Source organism: Aeromonas sp. R7-5 (assembly GCF_040908015.1).
Lineage (GTDB): Bacteria > Pseudomonadota > Gammaproteobacteria > Enterobacterales > Aeromonadaceae > Aeromonas > Aeromonas caviae.
On the sequence record NZ_JBFOCZ010000021.1, the window covers coordinates 30,996 to 51,437 of the forward strand.

18 protein-coding genes are annotated in these 20,442 nt (G+C 62.1%); 9 read left to right on the forward strand and 9 right to left on the reverse strand.

Annotation, left to right across the window (positions count from 1 at the left end):
• The first annotated feature begins 18 nt into the window (after positions 1 to 18).
• A complete protein-coding gene (msrA, locus tag AB5Y53_RS07370) occupies positions 19 to 651 on the forward strand; it encodes a peptide-methionine (S)-S-oxide reductase MsrA (protein ID WP_010674365.1) in 633 nt (210 codons plus the stop codon).
• A gap of 303 nt (positions 652 to 954) precedes the next feature.
• Here the strand turns inward: msrA and AB5Y53_RS07375 are convergent, their stop codons facing one another.
• The 3 genes from AB5Y53_RS07375 to AB5Y53_RS07385 all read right to left on the reverse strand — a co-directional run bounded on the left by AB5Y53_RS07375 (position 955) and on the right by AB5Y53_RS07385 (position 2,208).
• Entirely contained in the window at positions 955 to 1,290 is a 336-nt protein-coding gene (locus AB5Y53_RS07375; protein ID WP_010674366.1) for a DUF3802 family protein, read from the reverse strand.
• Positions 1,291 to 1,353: 63 nt separating this feature from the next.
• Complete coding sequence (locus tag AB5Y53_RS07380; protein WP_069785686.1) at positions 1,354 to 1,833, reverse strand: GNAT family N-acetyltransferase; 480 nt, start codon at positions 1,831 to 1,833, stop codon at positions 1,354 to 1,356.
• 3 nt (positions 1,834 to 1,836) lie between these two features.
• Positions 1,837 to 2,208 (reverse strand): MmcQ/YjbR family DNA-binding protein, encoded by a 372-nt coding sequence (locus AB5Y53_RS07385; protein WP_319901080.1) that lies wholly within the window; start codon positions 2,206 to 2,208, stop codon positions 1,837 to 1,839.
• Between the two features lie 106 nt (positions 2,209 to 2,314).
• Between AB5Y53_RS07385 and AB5Y53_RS07390 the strand changes: the two genes are divergently transcribed.
• A complete protein-coding gene (locus AB5Y53_RS07390) occupies positions 2,315 to 3,109 on the forward strand; it encodes an alpha/beta fold hydrolase (protein ID WP_010674369.1) in 795 nt (264 codons plus the stop codon).
• 15 nt (positions 3,110 to 3,124) lie between these two features.
• On the opposite strand, the gene AB5Y53_RS07395 is transcribed toward AB5Y53_RS07390, so the two are convergent.
• Positions 3,125 to 4,102 carry a LysR family transcriptional regulator gene (locus AB5Y53_RS07395; RefSeq protein WP_080988704.1) on the reverse strand — a complete coding sequence of 326 codons (978 nt, stop codon included), beginning with the start codon at positions 4,100 to 4,102 and terminating at the stop codon, positions 3,125 to 3,127.
• Positions 4,103 to 4,163: 61 nt separating this feature from the next.
• Between AB5Y53_RS07395 and AB5Y53_RS07400 the strand changes: the two genes are divergently transcribed.
• The 5 genes from AB5Y53_RS07400 to AB5Y53_RS07420 are packed head-to-tail and all read left to right on the forward strand — an operon-like array spanning position 4,164 to position 11,577.
• On the forward strand, positions 4,164 to 5,861 hold the full coding sequence (locus AB5Y53_RS07400; RefSeq protein ID WP_201927056.1) for an L-lactate permease: 1,698 nt from the start codon (positions 4,164 to 4,166) through the stop codon (positions 5,859 to 5,861).
• 12 nt (positions 5,862 to 5,873) lie between these two features.
• Entirely contained in the window at positions 5,874 to 6,695 is an 822-nt protein-coding gene (locus AB5Y53_RS07405; RefSeq protein WP_081332092.1) for a (Fe-S)-binding protein, read from the forward strand.
• The gene (locus AB5Y53_RS07410; RefSeq protein ID WP_368181494.1) at positions 6,688 to 8,124 is read left to right on the forward strand and encodes a LutB/LldF family L-lactate oxidation iron-sulfur protein; all 1,437 of its coding nucleotides are present in this window, start codon (positions 6,688 to 6,690) and stop codon (positions 8,122 to 8,124) included. Before AB5Y53_RS07405 ends, AB5Y53_RS07410 begins: the two co-directional genes overlap by 8 nt.
• A 1-nt stretch (position 8,125) precedes the next feature.
• Positions 8,126 to 8,770 (forward strand): lactate utilization protein C, encoded by a 645-nt coding sequence (locus AB5Y53_RS07415; protein WP_368181496.1) that lies wholly within the window; start codon positions 8,126 to 8,128, stop codon positions 8,768 to 8,770.
• On the forward strand, positions 8,770 to 11,577 hold the full coding sequence (locus AB5Y53_RS07420) for an FAD-binding and (Fe-S)-binding domain-containing protein (protein ID WP_368181497.1): 2,808 nt from the start codon (positions 8,770 to 8,772) through the stop codon (positions 11,575 to 11,577). The genes AB5Y53_RS07415 and AB5Y53_RS07420 overlap by 1 nt, the downstream gene beginning before the upstream one ends.
• A gap of 77 nt (positions 11,578 to 11,654) precedes the next feature.
• On the opposite strand, the gene AB5Y53_RS07425 is transcribed toward AB5Y53_RS07420, so the two are convergent.
• The 5 genes from AB5Y53_RS07425 to AB5Y53_RS07445 all read right to left on the reverse strand — a co-directional run bounded on the left by AB5Y53_RS07425 (position 11,655) and on the right by AB5Y53_RS07445 (position 18,250).
• Positions 11,655 to 12,167, reverse strand: a complete 513-nt coding sequence (locus AB5Y53_RS07425; RefSeq protein ID WP_242798643.1) for a hypothetical protein — start codon at positions 12,165 to 12,167, stop codon at positions 11,655 to 11,657.
• Positions 12,168 to 12,397: 230 nt separating this feature from the next.
• Entirely contained in the window at positions 12,398 to 13,435 is a 1,038-nt protein-coding gene (locus tag AB5Y53_RS07430; protein WP_021468740.1) for a DUF4917 family protein, read from the reverse strand.
• A gap of 472 nt (positions 13,436 to 13,907) precedes the next feature.
• A complete protein-coding gene (locus AB5Y53_RS07435; RefSeq protein ID WP_368181518.1) occupies positions 13,908 to 14,948 on the reverse strand; it encodes a lipocalin-like domain-containing protein in 1,041 nt (346 codons plus the stop codon).
• Positions 14,949 to 15,121: 173 nt separating this feature from the next.
• Positions 15,122 to 17,548: an FtsX-like permease family protein gene (locus AB5Y53_RS07440; protein ID WP_368181499.1), complete on the reverse strand. Its 2,427-nt coding sequence runs from the start codon at positions 17,546 to 17,548 to the stop codon at positions 15,122 to 15,124.
• A 21-nt stretch (positions 17,549 to 17,569) separates the two neighbouring features.
• Entirely contained in the window at positions 17,570 to 18,250 is a 681-nt protein-coding gene (locus AB5Y53_RS07445) for an ABC transporter ATP-binding protein (protein ID WP_010674380.1), read from the reverse strand.
• Between the two features lie 152 nt (positions 18,251 to 18,402).
• Between AB5Y53_RS07445 and AB5Y53_RS07450 the strand changes: the two genes are divergently transcribed.
• Complete coding sequence (locus AB5Y53_RS07450; protein WP_010674381.1) at positions 18,403 to 18,876, forward strand: DUF4357 domain-containing protein; 474 nt, start codon at positions 18,403 to 18,405, stop codon at positions 18,874 to 18,876.
• Between the two features lie 134 nt (positions 18,877 to 19,010).
• Positions 19,011 to 20,435, forward strand: coding sequence for a sodium:proton antiporter NhaD (gene nhaD, locus AB5Y53_RS07455; protein WP_368181501.1), 1,425 nt, complete (start codon positions 19,011 to 19,013; stop codon positions 20,433 to 20,435).
• Positions 20,436 to 20,442 lie beyond the last annotated feature (7 nt).

The following is a 20,442-nucleotide window of genomic DNA, read 5'->3' on the forward strand; positions in this document are numbered from 1 at the left end:
TATACAAGGACAGGGCATATGGAGCAGATTATTTCACCGGCAGAGGCGCTGCCGGGACGGCGGGAAGCGCTGGAGATTGGCCAGGTGCACGCAGTAAACGGCCACCCGACCCAGGGGCCCTGGCCCGAGGGGATGGAGCTTGCCTGGTTCGGCATGGGCTGTTTCTGGGGTGTGGAGCGTCTGTTCTGGCAGCAGCCCGGGGTCTATTCCACCGCCGCCGGGTATCAGGGGGGGCTGACCCCCAATCCCACCTACAAGGAGGTGTGCAGCGGCCTGACCGGCCACGCCGAGACGGTGCAGGTGGTGTTCGATCCCAAGGTCATCAGCTATGGGGATCTCGTCAAGCTGTTCTGGGAACACCATGATCCGGCCCAGGGGATGCGCCAGGGTGGCGACATCGGCACCCAGTATCGCTCCGTCATCTTCGTCGGGGACGACACCCAGGAGGCGATTGCCCAGCAGAGCCTGGCCGCCTACCAGCAGGCCATGACGGCGAGCGGTGACGGGCGTACCATCACCACCCGCATCCTGCCGCTGGCCCCTTTCTACTATGCCGAGGATTATCACCAGCAATATCTGGAGAAGAATCCCGAGGGGTATTGCGGCCTGGGGGGCATCGGTGTCTGCCTGCCTCCCAGCCTGAATCGCTGAGGCGTCATTGCATACCACGGGGGCCATCAGGCCCCCGTGTCATTGTGATGAAAAATAATTGAAAAAAATGCGTCAGGTGGGGAACTAAACTGAACCCTGGCTGACCAACAGGGTAGCGACCACGGATGGTTGCCAAGACCAGACACATTTTTTTGCCCCGAAATTCATTACTCTGACGAGCGCGATGAATTGACAATGCTAGCAAGCAGGGCTGCCCGATGAGGCGGCCCTTTTCATTGGGCGTCCCGCCTCACTCCTCGCCTCATTGCATCTCGTCCCCTTGCCGTCACGGCAGGGGCGGGGTCAGCTGATGGTGCTGTCGAACAGGTTCTTGATGAGGTCGATGAACTCGATGAGGAAGGCTTGCTGGGCTTCGCTGGGGGCGGACAACCAGACGGCGGAGAGCACCTCTTCCAGGTCGGCGACCACGGCATCGGCCTCCTGCATGATCAGGAAGCGCACCTTGGGGTCGAGCTGGGGGTTCTGCTCGCAGATGGCCATCAGGTTGTCGGCCACCCGGCTGCTCACCAGATCCTCGATGGTCTGGGCGCCGCCGCCTTGTTGCTGGCTCTCGAACAGACCCAGACTCTCTACCAGATACTCGATCAGCGCAATGTAACCGTCGCTCTCTACCACCATGATGGCTGCCCTTTCTTCATTATTGCCTTGGGGAAATGGTGCGTATTTTAGTGGCTGAACCCGTCATGGCAAGCGGCAGTGGAGCCGATGGCGGATAAATTGGACACCGCCGCGCTCCACCGTCTCCAATCCGGTCAGCAGGAAGCCGTGACGCAGGAAGAGGGCGAGGCTGAAGGCGCTCGCCTCCGTGGTGAGGCTGCCAAGCCCCATCTGGCTGGCGGCTGCCAGCACCCGCTCCAGCAGCAGGGTGCCGAGCCCCTGGCGCGGATGATCCGCGCTCACGTAGAGCAGGCTGAGATGACCGTCATCGCTCAGGGTGGCAAAGCCAAGGGGCACATCGTCTTGCTCGATGACCCAGCCATGGTGTTCGCGCAACTGGCTGGCAAGCCCCGGGTGATGGGCGCCCCTGGCCCACTGCTCCACCTGATCCGGGCTGTAGTGTGCAGGCCCCAGGCGGCGTACCGACTGCTCGAACAGATCCAGCAGCCTTGGTATGTGTGCCTCCTCGAGGGGGACGATGCGAGGAGAAGAAGGAGACGGCATGGGTCAACCCTCCCTGATGGTCGAGCGGGGGGCCTGGGGCCGCTTCGCCCTGGGCAGACCCGCCACCACCCGCTCATAGGAGTGGACTATCCAGCCCTGCCAGAGATCGTCAGACAGGCCTCCACTCAGGGTCACCGTGTTCCAGTGCTGCTTGTTCATGTGCCAGCCCGGTTTCACCTCGGGGTGGATCTCCCGCAGCAGCAGGGCGAGCTCGGGTTCGCACTTCAGGTTGATGGAGAGGGGCTCCGCCTGCCAGTCCACCAGGGCAAACATCTTGCCGGCGATGCGGTAGACCAGGATCTCCGGGCCGAAGGGGGTGTCCTCGGTGGCGCCGGGCTGGCTGAGCAAAAATTCACGCAATTGAACGAGGGTCATGGGGACTCCAGGCTGGTCCGATCATGGTGGAAGCATGTTCACCGGGGTGAGCCTTCTGTTAATATGCGCGCCGAGTATACCCCCCATCACCCCGGGAGCCCATGAGATGTTGTACCACAAGACCTTTGAACTGGGTCCCGATCGGGATTGGGTGGTGTTCGTGCACGGTGCGGGCGGCAGCTCCTCCATCTGGTTCAAGCAGTTGCGGGCCTACCGGGAGCACTTCAACGTGCTGCTGCTGGACCTTCGCGGTCACGGCCAGTCCAACCAGCTGCAGCAGGTGGTAAAGGGGCACTACAGCTTTCGGGCCGTGACCGAGGACATCCTGCGCCTGCTGGATCATCTGCGCATCCCCCACGCCCATTTTGTCGGCATCTCCCTTGGCACCATCCTCATCCGCCACCTGGCGGAGCTTCGCCCCGAGCGGGTCAAGAGCATGGTGCTCGGCGGCGCCATCCTGCGTCTCGACATCCGCTCCCGGGTGCTGGTGCAGCTTGGTCGCCTCGGCCAGCACTTCCTGCCCTACATGTGGCTCTACCGCCTGTTCGCCTTCATCATCATGCCGCGCCAGCACCATCAGGAGTCCCGCAACCTGTTTGTGCGCGAGGCCAGAAAGCTCTGTCAGAAGGAGTTCAAGCGCTGGTTCCGTCTCGCCACCGAGGTGAACCCCCTGATGCGTTACTTTCGCGAGCGGGCCCTGCCCATTCCCACCCTCTACGTGATGGGGGAGGAGGATCACATGTTCCTCGCCCCGGTGCGTGAGCAGGTGGCCCGCGACCCTTACAGCCGCCTCGAAATCATCGAAAAGTGCGGCCATGTCTGCAACGTGGAGCAGCCGGATCACTTCAACCGCCAGTCCCTGGCGTTTCTCTCCCGTCAGGCGGCGTCATCCGCCCTCTGAGGCCCGACAAGGGCCTCAGATGAAGTAGTGGCCAATCTCCAGATAGCGCTGGCGGATGTGCTCGATGAGCAGCCTTATCTTGCGCGGCGGCTGGCGGGTGAAGGGGTAGACGGCGTAGATGCCGAGCTTCTTGCCCACCCGGTCGGGAAACAGGTCCACCAGATCCCCCTGCATCAGGTCGTGATAGACCAGACAGCGCGGCACATAGACGATGCCGCGTCCCCCCAGCGCCGCCTTGCGAAGGGCGCCGGCGTTGTCGGTTGAAAAGCTCCCCGACACCGACACCAGATAGTTGCCCTCTTCCCCCTTGAAGGCCCACTCCGAGGCCCCCGTGCTCTGGTAGGCGTAGCGCAGGCAGTTGTGGGTGAGCAAATCCGACGGCTCCCGCGGTGCCCCGAAGCGGCGCACATAGGCGGGGGCCGCGCAGATCACCCACTGGGAGTCGAGGATGTGGCGGGCAATCAGGCTGGAGTCATCCAGATAGCCGGTGCGAATGACCAGATCGAACCCCTCTTCCACCAGGTTGACGAAGCGGTTGTCGAGCGACATCTCCACCGTGAGCCCGGGGTGCTGCTGGCAAAAATCGGCCACCGCATCGGCGAGCAAGAGCTCGCCGGAGATGGTGGGCACCGACATCCGCACATGACCGCTCACCTTTTCACCAAATCCCGCCACCGCGTCGAAGGCGTCCAGTGCGGCGGCCTTCACATTTTTGGCACCTTGATAGAGCGCCTTGCCCGCCTCGCTCAGGGTGAGCCGGCGGGTGGTGCGATAGAGGAGCTGGACCCCGAGCTCCTCCTCAAGACGCCCGATCCGCTTGCTAACCACTGAATTTGTCAGGGAATTTTGTTCAGCCACTTTGCTGAAGGAGCCGGCCTCCACCACCTGGGCGAAGAGGATGAGGTCGTCGGTACTGGCCATATTGATCAACTTTTGGAACGAATGTTGTTCATTATTTCCATATATCGCGAAAAAGGAACAGGGTAAGGTCACGTCCGCTTAACAAAACAACAACAAGGTGCGCCTCTGCACCCCTCTGGACAAGGACGCAATGATGACAGACACCCTGCTGGCCCTGGTGGCCTTCTCGCCGATCCTGGTGGCCGCCGTGCTGCTGGTCGGCCTCAACTGGCCCGCCAAGCGCGCCATGCCCGTCGCCTTTCTGTTGACCGTGTTCATCGCCCTCTGGGGCTGGCAGATGAGCCCGACCCGGGTGCTCGCCTCCACCCTGCAGGGGCTGGTGATCACGGTGACCGTGCTCTGGATCGTGTTCGGCGCCATCCTGATGCTCAATACCCTCAAACACACCGGTGCCATCACCGCCATTCGCGGCGGTTTCACCAACATCTCGCCGGACAGGCGCATCCAGGCCATCATCATCGCCTGGTGCTTCGGCGCCTTTATCGAAGGGGCCTCGGGCTTTGGCACCCCGGCCGCCATCGCCGCGCCCCTGCTGGTGGCCATCGGCTTTCCGGCGCTGGCCGCCGTGCTGCTCGGCATGATGATCCAGTCCACCCCGGTGTCGTTCGGTGCGGTGGGCACCCCCATCCTGGTGGGTATCAACAAGGGGCTGGATAACCAGGCAATCGGCCAGACCCTGAGCGCCGGCGGCAGCAGCTGGGACATCTACCTGCAGCAGGTGACCACCAACGTGGCCCTCATTCACGCCACCGTTGGCACCCTGATGCCGGTGCTGATGGTGATGATGCTGACCCGCTTCTTTGGCCGCAACCGCAGCTGGACCGAGGGGCTCTCCATCCTGCCGTTTGCGATTTTCGCCGGGCTCGCCTTCACCGTCCCCTATGCCCTCACCGGCATGCTGCTCGGCCCCGAGTTCCCGTCCCTCATCGGCGGTCTGGTGGGGCTGGCCCTGGTGGTGACGGCGGCGCGAGCCGGTTTTCTGGTGCCCAAGAACTCCTGGGATTTCGCCCCCGAGAACGAGTGGCCCGCCGAGTGGCTGGGCTCCTTGAAGCTCGATCTCAAAGAGGCCGCCGGTCGCCCCATGTCGCTCATGCTGGCCTGGCTCCCCTATGTGGCGCTGGCGCTCCTGCTGGTGGCGAGCCGGGTGAGCCCGGAGTTCAAGGCAAGCCTCTTGTCGGTGAGCCTCGCCTTCACGGACCTTTTGGGGGAGAAGGGGGTCAGCGCCTCCATTGAGCCGCTCTACCTGCCGGGTGGCCTGCTGGTGCTCTGCGCCCTGCTCGCCACCTGGCTGCAATCGCGCTCCCTCGCCCCCTTCGGGCGGGCGCTGGGGGAGTCCAGCCGCACCCTGATCGGCGCCGGCTTCGTGCTGATTTTCACCGTGCCCATGGTGCGCATCTTCATCAACTCCGGCGTCAATGGGGCGGATCTCGCCAGCATGCCGGTGACCACCGCGAATTTTGCCGCCGGGCTGGTGGGGGAGTTCTTCCCGGCGCTCAGCGCCACCATCGGCGCGCTGGGGGCCTTCATCGCCGGCTCCAACACGGTATCGAACATGATGTTCAGCCAGTTCCAGTTCGAGGTGGCCCAGACCCTGGGGGTCTCCACCGCCGCCATGCTGGCCCTGCAGGCAGTCGGCGCCGCTGCGGGCAACATGATCGCCATTCACAACGTGGTGGCGGCGTCGGCCACCGTGGGGCTGCTCGGTCGTGAGGGGGCGACGCTGCGCAAGACGGCGCTGCCGACCCTCTACTACCTGCTGGTCACCGGCCTTATCGGGCTGGCGCTCATGTACAGCTTCCACATCTCGGACGCACTGCTGCAGCTCAAGTAAGGAGAGCAAGTGATGAAGGTAATGCGGGTCTACCCGGCCAAGCCGGCCGATGTCTATCTCTACGCCACCTGTCTGGTGGACCTGTTCGACCCGGTGGCGGGGCTCGATGCCATCGCCCTGATCGAGCGGGAAGGGATAAGGGTGCACTTTGTCGAGAAACAGACCTGCTGCGGGCAGCCGGCCTACACCTCGGGTCACGAGGAGGAGGCGCGCAAGGTGGCGCAAAGCCAGATGGCGCTCTTCCCCGAGCCCTGGCCGGTGGTGGTGCTGTCGGGCTCCTGCGGCGGAATGATGCACCACCACTACCGCCGCCTCTTCCCCGAGAGCCCCAAGGTGGCCGATTTTTGCGATCGGGTGTTCGAGCTCACCGAGTTTCTGGCCCGGGTCTGCCGGGTGCGCTGGCACGGGGTGGGGGAGGCGAGCATCGTCATGCACACCTCCTGCTCGGCCCGGCGCGAGATGCAGGTACACACCACGGCCCGCAGCCTGCTGGGGCAGCTCGATGGCGTCACCTTGCATGAACAGGCCTACGAGAGCGAGTGCTGCGGCTTTGGCGGCACCTTCTCGGTGCGCCACCCCCACATCAGCCAGGCCATGGTGGAGGACAAGACCCGCCACCTGCTGGCCACCGGCGCCGACACCCTGGTGAGCGCCGATTGGGGGTGCCTCTTGAACATCAAGGGATCCTTGGCCTATCAGGGCAGGATCTTGCCTGCCACCCATCTGGCGAGCTTCCTGCTCGCCCACAGCCGCCCCGACAGTGACGAAATAGCTCATAACGGCGCCGCTGTTAGCGATTTGGCTCATACCAAAGAGGCCCAGCCCCATGTCTGATCACGCCAAGTATTCGCCGCGCCGCTTCCATCCCCAGGCCGAGGCGGCCCTGGCCGACCCCGTGCTGCGCCAGAATTTTCGCGGTGCCATGGATTACCTGCGCGCCAAGCGCCGGGATGCCTTCGCCGATCCAGCCGAGGAGGCGGCGGTGCGCGATGCGGCGGAGCAAATTCGCCAGCGCTGTCTCTCGCGTCTGCCGGACCTTTTGGAGCAGCTCGAAGCCAACTGTGAGCGCAACGGCATCCGGGTGCACTGGGCCCAGACGCCGGCCGAGGCCAACGCCATCATCCTTCGCATCGCCCAAAAAAACGGGGTGAGCAGCATCGTCAAGGGCAAGTCCATGGTGAGCGAGGAGGTGGGGTTCAACCACGAGATGGCGCGCCACGGCATCCGCTGCCTTGAGAGCGACATGGGGGAGTTTATCGTCCAGCTCGACGGTGACACCCCGTCCCACATCATCATGCCCGCCATCCACAAGAACAAGCAGGAGGTGAGCGACACCTTCGCAAGCAACCTGGAAGGCTTCACCCCCACCACGGACGTGGACGCCCTGATCCAGACCGGGCGGCGGGCCTTGCGCGAAGAGTTTCGCCGCGCCGGCATGGGGCTCTCCGGCGTCAACTTTGCGGTGGCCGAGACCGGCAGCCTGTGCCTCGTTGAGAACGAGGGCAACGGGCGCATGTGCACCACTGTGCCCAAGGTCCACGTGGCCATCACCGGCATCGAGAAGGTGGTGGAGTGCCTATCCGACGTGCCGCCCCTTTACAGCGCCCTGACCCGCTCGGCCACCGGGCAGGCCATCACCACCTACTTCAACGTCATCAGCGGCCCGCGCCGGGCAGGGGAGCTGGACGGCCCGGACGAGGTGCACCTGGTGCTGCTGGACAACGGCCGCAGCCAGGCCTATCGGGACGAGGAGCTGCGCAAGACATTGCAGTGCATCCGCTGCGGCGCCTGCATGAACCACTGCCCGGTCTACACCCGCATCGGCGGCCACGCCTACGGCACCATCTACCCGGGGCCCATCGGCAAAATCATCTCCCCCCATCTGCTGGGGCTGGAAAGCACGAGCGATCTGGTGACGGCCTCCAGCCTGTGCGGTGCCTGCGGCGAGGTGTGCCCGGTGCGCATCCCCATTCCCGACATGTTGCAGCGCCTGCGCCGGGAGGCCAAGCACGACGCCCAGCCCGGTCACGAACCGCTGGCGGGGCAGGGGGCGGCCAGGAGCCGGCTCGAGACCCTTGCCATGCAGGGCTTTGCCTTTGCCGCCACCCACCCGCGCCTCTATCACGCTGCGACCGGGGTGGCCGGTCGCCTGCGGGGCTTGATGCCCAAACACCTGGGCCCCTGGACCCAGTGCCGCGAAGCCCCCAAACCCGCCCCCCAGAGCCTGCACGCCCTGCTGCGCCAGAAGAAGAAGGAGTCCTGAGATGTCGAGCAAAGAGGCCATATTAAGCCGCCTGCGCGGCGCCGCCACCCCCATGGCCTACGCCCCCCATGGCTGGCAACCCTGGCGCGGGGCAGACGACAGCGCGCGGCGTGAGCGCTTTGTTGCCGGGATCAGCGCCAGCCACGCCGAGATCCTCACAGTCCAACAGGCAACCCTTGCCCGGGATCTGGCCACCTGGCTGGATGGGGAAGCAATAACGCATCTGGCCTGTGGCCAGGGCGGTCGCTGGCAGGAGGAGGTCGCGGCCGCCTGCGCCGGGCGATCTGTGCTGACCCCCTCTGGCGAGTTCGCGAGCTGGAAGGACGATCTGTTCGACGTCTGTCAGGCGGGCATCACCCACTGCGCGGGCGCCATCGCCGATACCGGGACGCTGGTGTTGCTGCCGGATGGCGGCGAGCCGCGCACTATTTCGCTTGTGCCCCCCTGCCATATCGCCCTGCTGGCGGCTTCCACCATCGCCGACAACCTGGCGGGGCTGGTGGCGGCCGGGCGCTGGCAGCAGGCCATGCCCACCAATCTGCTGCTGGTCTCCGGCCCCTCCAAGACCGCCGACATCCAGCAGACCCTGGCCTACGGCGCCCACGGCCCGAGCCGCCTCTTGGTCGTGCTGGTGGAGGATTGCTGATGCGCTGGAATGAATTTGACGCTGCCGTGCTCTCGCGTATCCCGCCGGAGCGGCTGGTGAGCAACCCGGATCTTCGGCTGGCCCACGGCACGGACGCCAGCTTCTACCGCCTGGTGCCCGAGCGCATCGTGCGCCTCGACTCTTTGGATGAAGTGCGCTTCGTGCTGTCGGTGTGCCGCAAATTGCACCTGCCGTGCACCTTTCGCGCCGCCGGCACCAGCCTTTCGGGCCAGGCCCTGAGCGATTCGGTGCTCATCACCCTGACCGACAGCTGGCGCGGCCACCGCATTCTGGACGAGGGGGCCCGCATCGCCCTGCAACCCGGGGTGATCGGCGCCGATGCCAACCGCTATCTGGCGCCCCTGGGCCGCAAGATTGGGCCGGATCCCGCTTCCATCAACGCCTGCAAGCTTGGCGGCATCGCCGCCAACAACGCGAGCGGCATGTGCTGCGGCACCGCCCACAACAGCTATCACACATTGCACGCCATGACCTTGCTGCTGGCCGATGACACCGTGCTGGAGAGCGGCGATCCCCAGAGCCGCGCCGCCTTTGCGGCCAGGCGCCCGGAGCTGCTCACGGGGCTCGCCGCCCTGCGCGCCGAGGTGCTGGCGAACGCCGAGCTTGCCGCGAAAATTCGCCACAAGTACCGGCTCAAGAACACCACCGGTTACGCCATCAACGCCCTGCTCGACCATGAGGACCCCGTCGATATCCTCACCCACCTGATGATCGGCTCGGAGGGGACCCTCGGCTTTATCGCCGAGGTGGTGCTCGACACCGTGCCCGAATACCCCCACAAGGCGTCGGCCCTGCTGGTGTTTCGGGACGCTGAGCAGGCCTGTCTGGCCACCTCGCGCCTGAAAAGTGCGCCGGTGGCGGCGGTGGAGCTGATGGATGGGCGATCCCTTCGCTCGGTGGCGGGCAAGCCCGGCCTGCCGGACTTTATCAAGACCCTGGATCTGGCTGCCTGCGCCCTGCTTGTGGAGGTGCATGGGGAGTCGAAGGAAGAGTTGGTGGATCGCTGCGAGCAGGTGACGGCCATGGCCGCCGAGTTCGCCCAGGTCGCCTCTGTGCCTTTTACTACCGACAGCGCCGGGCTCTGGGCGATTCGCAAGGGGCTCTTCCCGGCGGTGGGGGCGGTGCGTACCACAGGCACCACCGTCATCATCGAGGATGTCGCCTTTCCCATCGAGCGCCTGGCGGAAGGGGTGGCGGGGCTGCAGCAACTGTTCGATCGCTTCGAATACGGTGAAGCGATCATCTTCGGCCACGCGCTGGAGGGGAACCTGCACTTCGTCTTTACCCAGGGCTTTGACGATCCGGCCCAGGTGGCCCGCTACGGCGCCTTTATGGATGCGGTGGCCGAGCTGGTCGCCGTGCGCTTTGGCGGGTCCCTCAAGGCCGAGCACGGCACCGGCCGCAACATGGCCCCCTATGTGGAGCTGGAATGGGGGCCGGAGGGGATGGCGCTGATGCGTCGCATCAAGGCGCTGCTCGACCCCGACGGCCTGCTCAATCCCGGCGTCATCATCAACGATGACCCCAAGGCCCACCTGGCCCACCTCAAGCCCATGCCGGCGAGCGATGCCATCGTGGATCCGTGCATCGAGTGCGGCTTTTGCGAGGCGGTCTGCCCCTCGCGTACCCTGTCGCTGTCGCCGCGCCAGCGCATCGTGCTCTATCGGGAGTTGTCACGCCGTGGTCGCAGCGGTGAAGTGGCAGGGGATCTTGCCTGGCTGTTTGACTATCAGGGAATTGAGACCTGTGCCGCCACCGGGCTGTGCGCCGATCGCTGCCCGGTGGGCATCAACACCGGCAGCCTGATCAAGAAGCTGCGCAGCGAAAAGTACCAGCGCTTCGTGCCCATCGCCCGCTGGAGCGCCGATCACTTCGTAGGGGTCACCCGCACGGCCCGTGGGGCGCTGGGCCTAAAAGCCATTGCGGGCAAGGTGCTGGGAGACAAGGCGCTGGCAGGATTGGTGAACGGGGTTCGCCATCTGAGCGGCCAGCGCACCCCCGCCTGGTTGCCCACCCTGCCGGGGCCGAGCCGTTACCAGTGGTCGCAAGGGGAGGGGAGCCATGGCGGATCCAATGAGGGCATTGGAGAGGATCGCGCCGTGGTCTATCTGCCCTCCTGCGCGAGCCGGGTGTTCGGCCAGCAGGAGGAGGCCCCGTCACTGCCACAGGTGGTGTTATCCCTGCTCAAGAAGGCGGGCTGCCGGGTCATCGTGCCGGCGAGCGTTGAGGGGCTCTGCTGCGGCATGCCCTATGACAGCAAGGGGATGAGCGAGGTGGCGGAAGCCAAGCGTAGTGAGCTGGCCGAGGTATTGTGGCAGGCAAGCGAGCAGGGGCGCTGGCCCGTGCTGCTCGACACCAGCCCCTGCGTGCAGCGACTGCTCTCGGGGGCGCTCGGCAAGGGGCTTCGGGTGTTTGAGTCCGCTACCTTTGTGCTGGAACACCTGCTGCCCCACCTTGAGCTGACCCCCATTGATGAGACCGTGATGCTCCATATCACCTGCAGCAGCCGGCGCATGGGGCTGGGGGATAAGATGCTGGCGGTGGCTCGCGCCTGTGCCCGCGAGGTGATCGTGCCAGAGCATATCCAGTGCTGCGGCTTTGCCGGCGACAAAGGGTTGATGACCCCGGAGCTCAACGCCGCGGCGCTTGCCAGCCTGCCCGCCCAGGTGCCCAGGGATTGCCGTCAGGGATTCAGCAACAGCCGCACCTGTGAAATGGGGCTCAGCCAGCACGCCGGCATTCCCTACCACAGCATCCTCTATCTGGTGGATCAGGCGGCGAGATAAATAATCCCCCCGGCAGAATAAATTCTGTCGGGGGGGTAATTAGCTCAGAAAAAGTTCAACTTGTTAAGTCTTAACAATTAATATTCCAACTCTCGCTTTGCCCTAGAAACATACTCTTTTAGCTCGCGTCTTACTTGTTCAAGGGATTTTTCTACATACTTAATAGTTTGGATTGCGGGTGTTAATTCAACCTTGATTATTTTATTGCTTGTAGTAATTGCCACATCTTTTGCGGCTTCTCTAGCCATATTTAATAGTTTTTCTTCATGATTGGCAAGTCGACTATCAAAGTTCGAAAGCATGCCGGCCAGACTTTCTGACTTTATAATAAGCTCGTGAGCTATTCTTCTAAGAGAGGAAATTTCATTTTCAAGGTTCTGGACTCTATTCATCGCTTCAGAAAATGCTGTTCTTTGCTCTTTTAGGTCTATTTTTAATTCAGAGCGATCAGATTCCAAGTCCTTTATTCTTGTTTCCATGATCAGACTTAGTTTCTTGCTGCTGTAATTTTGAAATAATGAAAATGCAGATGCTACGACAGCTATAATTCCTAGGCCTGTTGATAGTGCTATTCCAATGTCAATGTCCATAAGCTCATTTATCCTTTTAAAATGACATCTGTAATTTTATACTTTTCGTATATAATAGTCTTTTTGGTATGTGGAAGCTTTCGTTTGTTTTAAAATTATATACTCTATCTCCATGGTAAAGAAGGTTAATGAATTTTAAATATGCATTACCACTACAGCCCAAAAATTGATTTAGTTATTTATCAACATTAATAATGTACCTTGATACAGAGGCTATTAATAACATATGTTCATGCCCAAATGTTAGTTGTCTTGGCATCAAAAAGAGTTACTTTACACTTAAATCTATCTTGAATTCTTTCGATGTGTTTTCTATCGTTATCGCTGTATACACCAATGTACACGCTGAATAATTTTTTACCAGCACGTCGACCTTGTTTAGCCGCAATATTTATTGCATCAATTATATGGTAATCATAGGCTCCAAAGTTAAAACCAAAAGTAATTAATGAACCTTCTATATTGCACAGGGATTCATAGCAATAAGTTAGATAACGGTTGTGAAGGATATGGTTTAGCTTTTCTTCTCCATTACCAGAAGCAACAAAGACTGGATAGTGCCCCTTATCAATTCGTTTTTTTATATTTTCAAGTAAGTAGTTTGCACCAGTATATTGTTCTTTTATTATGTGTATACCCTCATCAAAAATAGGTAGAGCACCATGAACATAATAAATGTTTTGCTCTTTTCTGTTGTTTCCCCATCTGAGCTCAGAGTATTCTGGCTCATCGTGATAATCTCCAGTATCTTCTCTGTCACGACCAAAGCCATCAATCGCATTTCGTGCATTTTTTCTCATTAAAACCCAATAAAGTAAGAGGTCGTAATTAGTACTAAAAATGGAGCCATTATTGTTTATGAAAAAAGATAAAAAATTATAACATTTTGCTATCTGGTTTTCTCCTAGTTTGAAAACATGCTCAGGGTGCAATGCTTCAACAGCATCAATTAAGCTTTCTTTCAAACGGGAACTAGCAGTTTCAATTTTTTCTAGGAGCTCATCATTTGAGCCAAAAGCATTTATAAGCTCACAGAAATTATCAAGCTGTTGCATTATTAGTTCGAAGTTTTTTGTTTTGATGATCTTAAACAAAGATGTAATGAGAGGATCATCTTGCTCTTCAATAAATCTATGTAGTGCATTGTAAGAAAAAATCTCATGATTGTAAGCCATGCTAAAACCATTTCCTAAAAGGAGGTGAGGTTGTCTTTTCTTACTTTCTAAATAACTTATTACTTCACTATATGTTTTTAATTTTTCGGTCATGCTTCCTCGCAAAATAAAAAGTAGTTTTAACTATCAATAATCGCAGGAGAGAAGACATTTTTATCACTTAACATGCAGTGTGTTTTTGCCAATGAAAATGGCTACCGCACGGATTTCAGCTTCCGTTGTGCTGCCTTCAAGCAGAATTAAAAAGAAATGAACCATAACCACTCCCTGGCTGCCTTTGGGGCTCTGAGGGCCGGATGAGTAGCCTATCAAACGCTGACCGCTCCTGTTGAGTAAAAACACAGCCGATCCGTGGTATTTGAATGAAATCTTGATGGCGGTCAGATTTTACGTGGCACGGTCGAGAGAAACGGGGGGAGGGGAGATGGCCTCTCTGCTTGTTGCTGCCCCGCCGCCCTGTCCGCCTGTGACAGCGAGAAGGCGGCCAACAGCATCGCCAAGCGCGCGCTGATGCTGACATCCATGAGTCGAACCTGCTCATCCGCGATGGCGAACGGGGTAAGACTCAGTAGCCCGTCATCTCCAGATAACCGACGCCTTTTGCATCCCCCGAGACGGACACCGCCCCTTCCCAGTAGTCAAAGCGTCCCGTCATGGCCTGATTGGCTTGGCGGGCGCGGATCGTCAGGTTCAAATCGCCGGCTTCCAGCTGCCACTCGATGGGGTAGGCTTGCCCCTTGGGGCCGCGCCAGGTTTTGCCGGGGGTGAGGCGGATCTGCGCAGGGCTCAGTACCCGGCTGCTGCCGTCTCGTTCAATCAGGATGCCGTAGCGGTTCTCCGGCTCAGTGCGTCCTGCCTTGGTGCGCAGGCGAAACAGCATCAGCTCGCGGCCATCGTCAAACTGCAGCGAAAACCAGTCCCAGCCCGATTGCCACTCGGCCAATACCGAGCTGCTCCACTCGTGATCAAACCACCCCTCACCGCTGACGTGGCGGGTCTCCCCATCCAGGGTCAGGGTGCCGCTGATGGTCAGGCGAGGGTAGGAGTAGTAGAAGGAGGCGTTGCCCGGGCTCTTCTCGCTGTAACCCGCTTTGCCCTGTAGCACCGCGGGCTTGGCGGCACTCACCTTCACATCAAGATCCCCCGCCTTGCTCTGCACCTTGAGGGTGGCGGGAAAAAGCGCTTCCCCTTGAGAGGTAAGCCGCCACTCTTTCAGCCAATACTCACCGCCGCTGGCACCGGCGAGCCCAGGCCCCTGGCGGCTGGTGCGCTCGTCCTGCTGGTGGCTGCCTTTGCTCACATCCGTGATGGCGAACTGGGCAAGCCAGAGCTGGGGGGTGAGCCAGGGGTTGTCGGATGTTATCTCCTGCTCGATGCCTTGGCGAAACAGGGTCCACTGCATGCCGTAGTCGCGCCCTTGCTGGTCTTTCAGGTTGCCGGTGAGATACCACCACTCGGAGCGGTAGTCGGGGTGGGCAGCGTGATCCGCGGGCAGGTTGATGGACTGACCCGGCAGGGCCTTTTTGAAGTGATCGTTGCCGCCACCCAGGATGCTCCCCAGATCGCTGGCTTGCGCATGGCCGCTTATGGCAACAAGCGGGATCAAGAGGGCTGCAAGCCAAGAGGACAAGATTCCCCTCACCCTGGCCCTCTCCCGAAGGGAGAGGGGATGGTTCGCGGCAGCTCTGTGCGCTTCTCTGCGCTGAATCAGGGGCGGTGACAGAGATCTGGTCAATGGGAACGTCAAGCCATGGCTGAGCCAGTGCGCCAACCAATCTTTCATACCACTCTCCTCGCGGCGTACCAGGAGGCGAGCGCGCCACAGACGGGGGCGAGCAGAAGCGCCGTGACGGCGTGCAGGGGGGCGGCCTCGAAGGCCAGCCGCCAGCCAAAGGCGCGGGGGTTGACCACCTCAATCAGCACCCAGGCAAGGCCATAGCCTACCGGCAGGGCCAACAATGCGGTGAGCAGTCCCAATCCCGCCCCTTGCCACACCAGCAGCCGGCGGCAGTGGCGGGGGCTCAGGCCAAGGCTTTGCAGGGTCTGCAACTCGCCGCGCCGGGCCAGCCCCAGCACCATAAAGGCCGAGCCGATGCCGACGAAGGCGATCCCCAGAATGAGCAACTTCAATAGCTCAGTCACCACAAAGGTCTGATCGAACACCCTGAGGGCGGCGGCGTGGATGTCGGGGGCGGGCAACAGGTTCACCTGCTCGCCAAACTGGCTCCTGAGCCTGTCGCCAAGGTGCTCGGGGTCCGGGCTGAAGAGGGCAAGGGATTGCACCTTGCCCCCTTCGAAGGCATGCAGTATCTGCCCCTTGTCGCTGCCGTAATCCTGATAGACGCCGGTGACGGTGAAAGCCCTCCGCCCCCCTTCGCTGGTTACCTCGAGGCGCTGACCCACCCTGACCCCGAGGCGTACCGTCAGCGGTTCGCTCGCCAGCACCTCGTCGGGAGCGGCGGGCCAGCGCCCGGCGAGCAAGGGATAGGCGGCTTTGATCTCGGGGATAAAGTCCATCTGCGCCCACTCGATGGGCTGCCCCTGCCAGCGGGCGGGGAGCACGGCGCGGCGGGAGGCGGCGCGCACATCCGGCGCTGCAAGAATGGTGTTGAGGGTCTGCTCGCCCAGGGCGCCCCTGCTGCCGGCCACCCCCTTGGGGGCGGTGACGTAGAGATCGGCGGCCAGACGCTGGCCGAGCCAGATCTCCACGCTCGAGCGAAAGCTCGACACCATGACCCCGATGCCGATGGCTGCGGCGATGGCCAGTTGCAGCGCCATCACCGCAATGGCGGTGCGATCCAGGTGATAGAGGGTTTCGGCCACCCCGAGCCGGGCGGTGAGGGGGCCGCGTGCACGCAGCCGCCCCAGCAAGGAGCGAAGGGCATCGGGCAGCAGGAGGGCCATGGCGAGCAGCCAGCCTCCGGCCACGAAGAGGGCGCCGCCCAGGCCGGTTTCTGGCCGCCATAGACACAGGGCGCACAGCAGCAGGATGGCGATGGCAAGGCCCCGACGTTGCCAGGGATGAGCCGGCGGGCGGCTGTTGCCCTCTCGCAGCGCAAGGGGGGATTGGCGCAGCAGTTGCCACCAGCCGGGCAGGTTGGCGGCAAGCATCCCCAGAAGGCCAATCACCAGCGCCTTGCCAAGGCTCGTCGGGGAGAGGCGCAGCAGGTCGATGGGGTTGGGGCCATAAAGGTCGGCCAGCGCCTGGGTGAGCTGCCCCATCAGGGCGAGGGCCAGCAGGCTCCCCAGCAACAGCCCGAGTAGAGTGCCGAGGGTGGCGAGGATCAGGATCTCCAGGGTCAGCCAGCGCAGCACCCGGCGCGGCGGCATCCCGAGGATGATGAGTTGGGCGAGCAGGGGGCGGCGCACGCTCTGCACGAAGCGCTGGGCGTTGAACACCAAAAACAATCCCACCGCCATGGCGAGCAGGGAGAGCGCCGTGAGGTTCAGCGCCAGCGCATCGCCGAGCTGGCTGGCATCGAGCGCCGGACTGATGGGCTCAAGCCAGAGGGGCTGATGGGGGGCATAGGATTGCAGTGCAGCCTGCAAGGCTCTTTGCAAGGTATTGGCCTCGTCCTCGCTGAGTTTGAAGACGATGCGATCGAGCCGCCCCACCTTGCCCAGCAGCGGCTGGGCGAGGCCGATGTCGGTCACCAGCAGCCGCTCCATGGGGACGGCGCCGGGCTCGAAGGTGCCCGCCAGGGTCAGGGTCAGGGGGCGTTGTCCCTCATCCCCCAGCACAAAGGTTCGCGACTGGCCCGGTTGCCAGTCAAGGCGCCTCGCCTCGGGGGCGGCCAGCCAGACGCTGTCGGCGCGATTCAACGAGACATCGGGTTGGCTGTCTGGCGCATCGCCAAAGAGGCGGCGCAGGGGGCCGGGGTTGAAGAGATCCATCCCCAGCAACTGGAAGCTGCGCCCCTGCTCGTCCTTGAGCCAGGCGTGAAGCTCTGGCATGGCGTCAAGGTTCGGCTGGCTTCGCACCAGCCTCACGTAGACTTGCTCATCCAGGCCACCCTGGGGGGCCAGGCGGTAGTTGGCCTCCCCGGCGAGCTGGCTGCGGGCGGCGACGAAGTTGGTGCGGGCGCTGTGGTTCAAGAGCTCGATGGCCACCACCAGGGTGACCCCGAGGGTGAGCCCGGCCAGGCTCATCAAAAGCAACCAGGGGTGAGCGCGATAGAGGCGCAGCTGCGCCTTGAGCGGCAACATCAGCAGGCCCCCCGGCAGACGTCAGCCATGGCGGCGCCCCTTGAGCTCGACCAGCTGCCCCCCTTCAAGGCGCAGCACCCGATCCGCCAGGTCGCCATAGCCCGGGTTGTGGCTCACCAGCAAGAGACCGGCGCCGGTATCGCGCACCGCGCTCATCATCAGGGCCATCACCTGCTCGGCGTTGTGTTCATCAAGGCTCCCGGTGGGTTCGTCGGCGAGCAGCCAACGGGGCTGATGAATGAGGGCACGGGCCAGCGCCACCCGCTGGCGCTGGCCGCCGGAGAGCTGCTCCGGCCAGGCGTGGCGCTTGTGGCTCATGCCAAGGCGCGCGAGCAGGGCATCGAGGCGCCCATCGTCCTGGGGCAGGTTGTTTATCTGAAGGGGCAGGGCGAGGTTCTCGGCCACGGTCAGGGTCGGCAGCAGGTTGAAATCCTGATAGACGATGCCGAAATGGCGGCCACGCAGGCGGGCCCGCTCATCTGTCGGCAGGGTGTCGAGGCGGGTCTCTTCCAGCCAGATCTCCCCCTCGTCCGGGGCGATGAGACCGGCGATGAGGTTGAGCAGGGTGGACTTGCCACAGCCGCTCTGCCCCAGCAGCAGGCAGGTTTCCCCCGGGGTGAGGGCGAGATCCAGCCCCTCGAACAGGGGGAGCGTCTCGCCGCCGTTGGCGAAGCGTTTACTGAGGTTGCGCAGGCTAAGCATGGGATAACCGTTTGATGGTCAATGGCTTTCACAATGTCCGTCACTATGCCAGTTAGTGATCGCGCCTGCAAAAGGGATGGGGATCCTCGCTGGATCCCGCTTGCCTGAGGTGGTTAGAATAGGGCCTTCCATGGGTCACAGGATGAGCAAGGATGTTACACAAGCAAGTCAGTTTTATCGTCGACAGCAAGGGCGTCAAGCAGGCTGCCGTGGTCCCCATCGATATCTACAACGAGCTGATGACCCTGCAAAAGGCCCTCTCCGACAACAAGCCGGGGGAGCGCGAGCTCTACCACTTCAACGGCAAGGGGGCAGAGGCCCATGGTTATCCGGTGGGCAAGCGGCAAAACCCCGGCTTCATGGTCCAGGCGGGCTCCACCGCCAACGGCGAGGATGCGGCCTCCCTGCGCGAGGCGGTGATCGAGCTGCGCCAGGAGCTGCTGGGCAAGGGGGTGCTCGTTCCCCACCCCGAAGGGGGCTTCATCTTTACCGCCGATCAGCTCTTCAACAGCCCGAGCCTGGCCGCGAGCCTGGTGGCGGGCAACAACCGCAGCGGGCTGGATGCCTGGCAAAACAGCGCAGGCTACACCCTCAAGCAATCGGGTTTTGGCAAGAAGACCTCCTGATGACGGGGCCCGGCAACGGGCCTCGCTCATGTTTGCCTGAGTGCCCGCGGCGGGCCGCTCATCAGGATGACAAAGAGGCGGCTTCCCTTTGCGCTGCTAGCCTCAATGCCAGACGCCTGCCAGGAGATGCCGCCATGTCTGGACTCCTTCGCCTCGCGCCCGGGGCTGCCCTGCTCAGTGCCCCCGCCGCTGCGGGCAACGGCCCCCTCGATCTGACCCACAGCGGGGTCGGGCTCTTCGCCCTCGCCATCTTCGCCCTGGCTTATGCCCTGGTGATGGCCGAGGAGTACCTGAAGCTGCGAAAATCCAAGCCGGTGCTGGTGGCCGCCGGCATCATCTGGATAGCCATCGGCCTGGTCTATACGGGGCAGGGGCACAGCGAGCTGGTTCAGGCCGGTTTTCGCCACAACCTGCTGGAGTATGCCGAGCTGATGCTCTTCTTGCTGGTGGCCATGACCTATGTGAACGCCATGGAGGACAGGCTGCTGTTCGCTGTGCTGCGGGTACGCCTGGTACAAGCGGGCTTCAGCCTGCGTACGCTCTTCTGGCTCACCGGTTTTCTCGCCTTTTTCATCTCCCCCGTGGTGGACAACCTCACCACGGCGCTGCTGATGTGCTCAGTGGTACTCAACGTGGCCAACGGGGAGCGCCGCTTCATCAACCTGGCCTGCATCAACATCGTCGTGGCGGCCAATGCGGGCGGCGCCTTCAGCCCCTTTGGCGACATCACCACCCTGATGGTGTGGCAGGCGGGCAAGGTGCCGTTCCAGCAGTTCTTGCTGCTCTTCATCCCCGCCCTGCTCAACTTCCTGGTGCCGGCCACCCTGATGAGCCTGATGGTGCCCCGTCTGGTGCCCGCCATGCCGGGCGAGATGGTGGTGCCAAGGCGCGGCGCCCTTGTCATCGTGCTGCTCTTTGTGCTCACCATAGTGACCGCCGTCGCCTGCCATCACTTCCTGGGGTTGCCCCCCGTGCTCGGCATGATGATGGGGCTGGGCTACCTGCAATTTTTCAGTTTCTATCTGCGAAAGACCCAGCCCGTTACCCTGGCCCGGGCACGGGCGCTGTATGAGCGCACCGGGGACGAGGCCAGGCTGCTGCGTCTGGGCTCGGTGGTGCCGTTCGATGTGTTCAACAAGATTGCCAAGGCGGAGTGGGACACCCTGCTCTTCTTCTACGGGGTGGTGATGTGCGTCGGCGGTCTCGGGTTTATGGGGTATCTGGCGCTTGCCTCCCATTTCCTCTATGACGGTGGCGATCCGACCCTGGCCAACGTCGCCATCGGCCTGCTCTCCGCCCTGATCGACAACATTCCGGTGATGTTCGCCGTGCTCTCCATGGAGCCGCAGATGAGCACGGGGCAGTGGCTGCTGGTGACATTGACCACCGGGGTGGGGGGCAGTCTGCTCTCCGTCGGCTCCGCCGCCGGGGTGGCCCTGATGGGGCAGGCCAGGGGCATGTATACCTTCGTCGGGCACCTCAAGTGGTTGCCTGCCATTTTGCTTGGCTATATGGTCGGCATAGGGGCGCACCTGTGGCTCAACAGCGCCCTGTTTTAGGAAATCC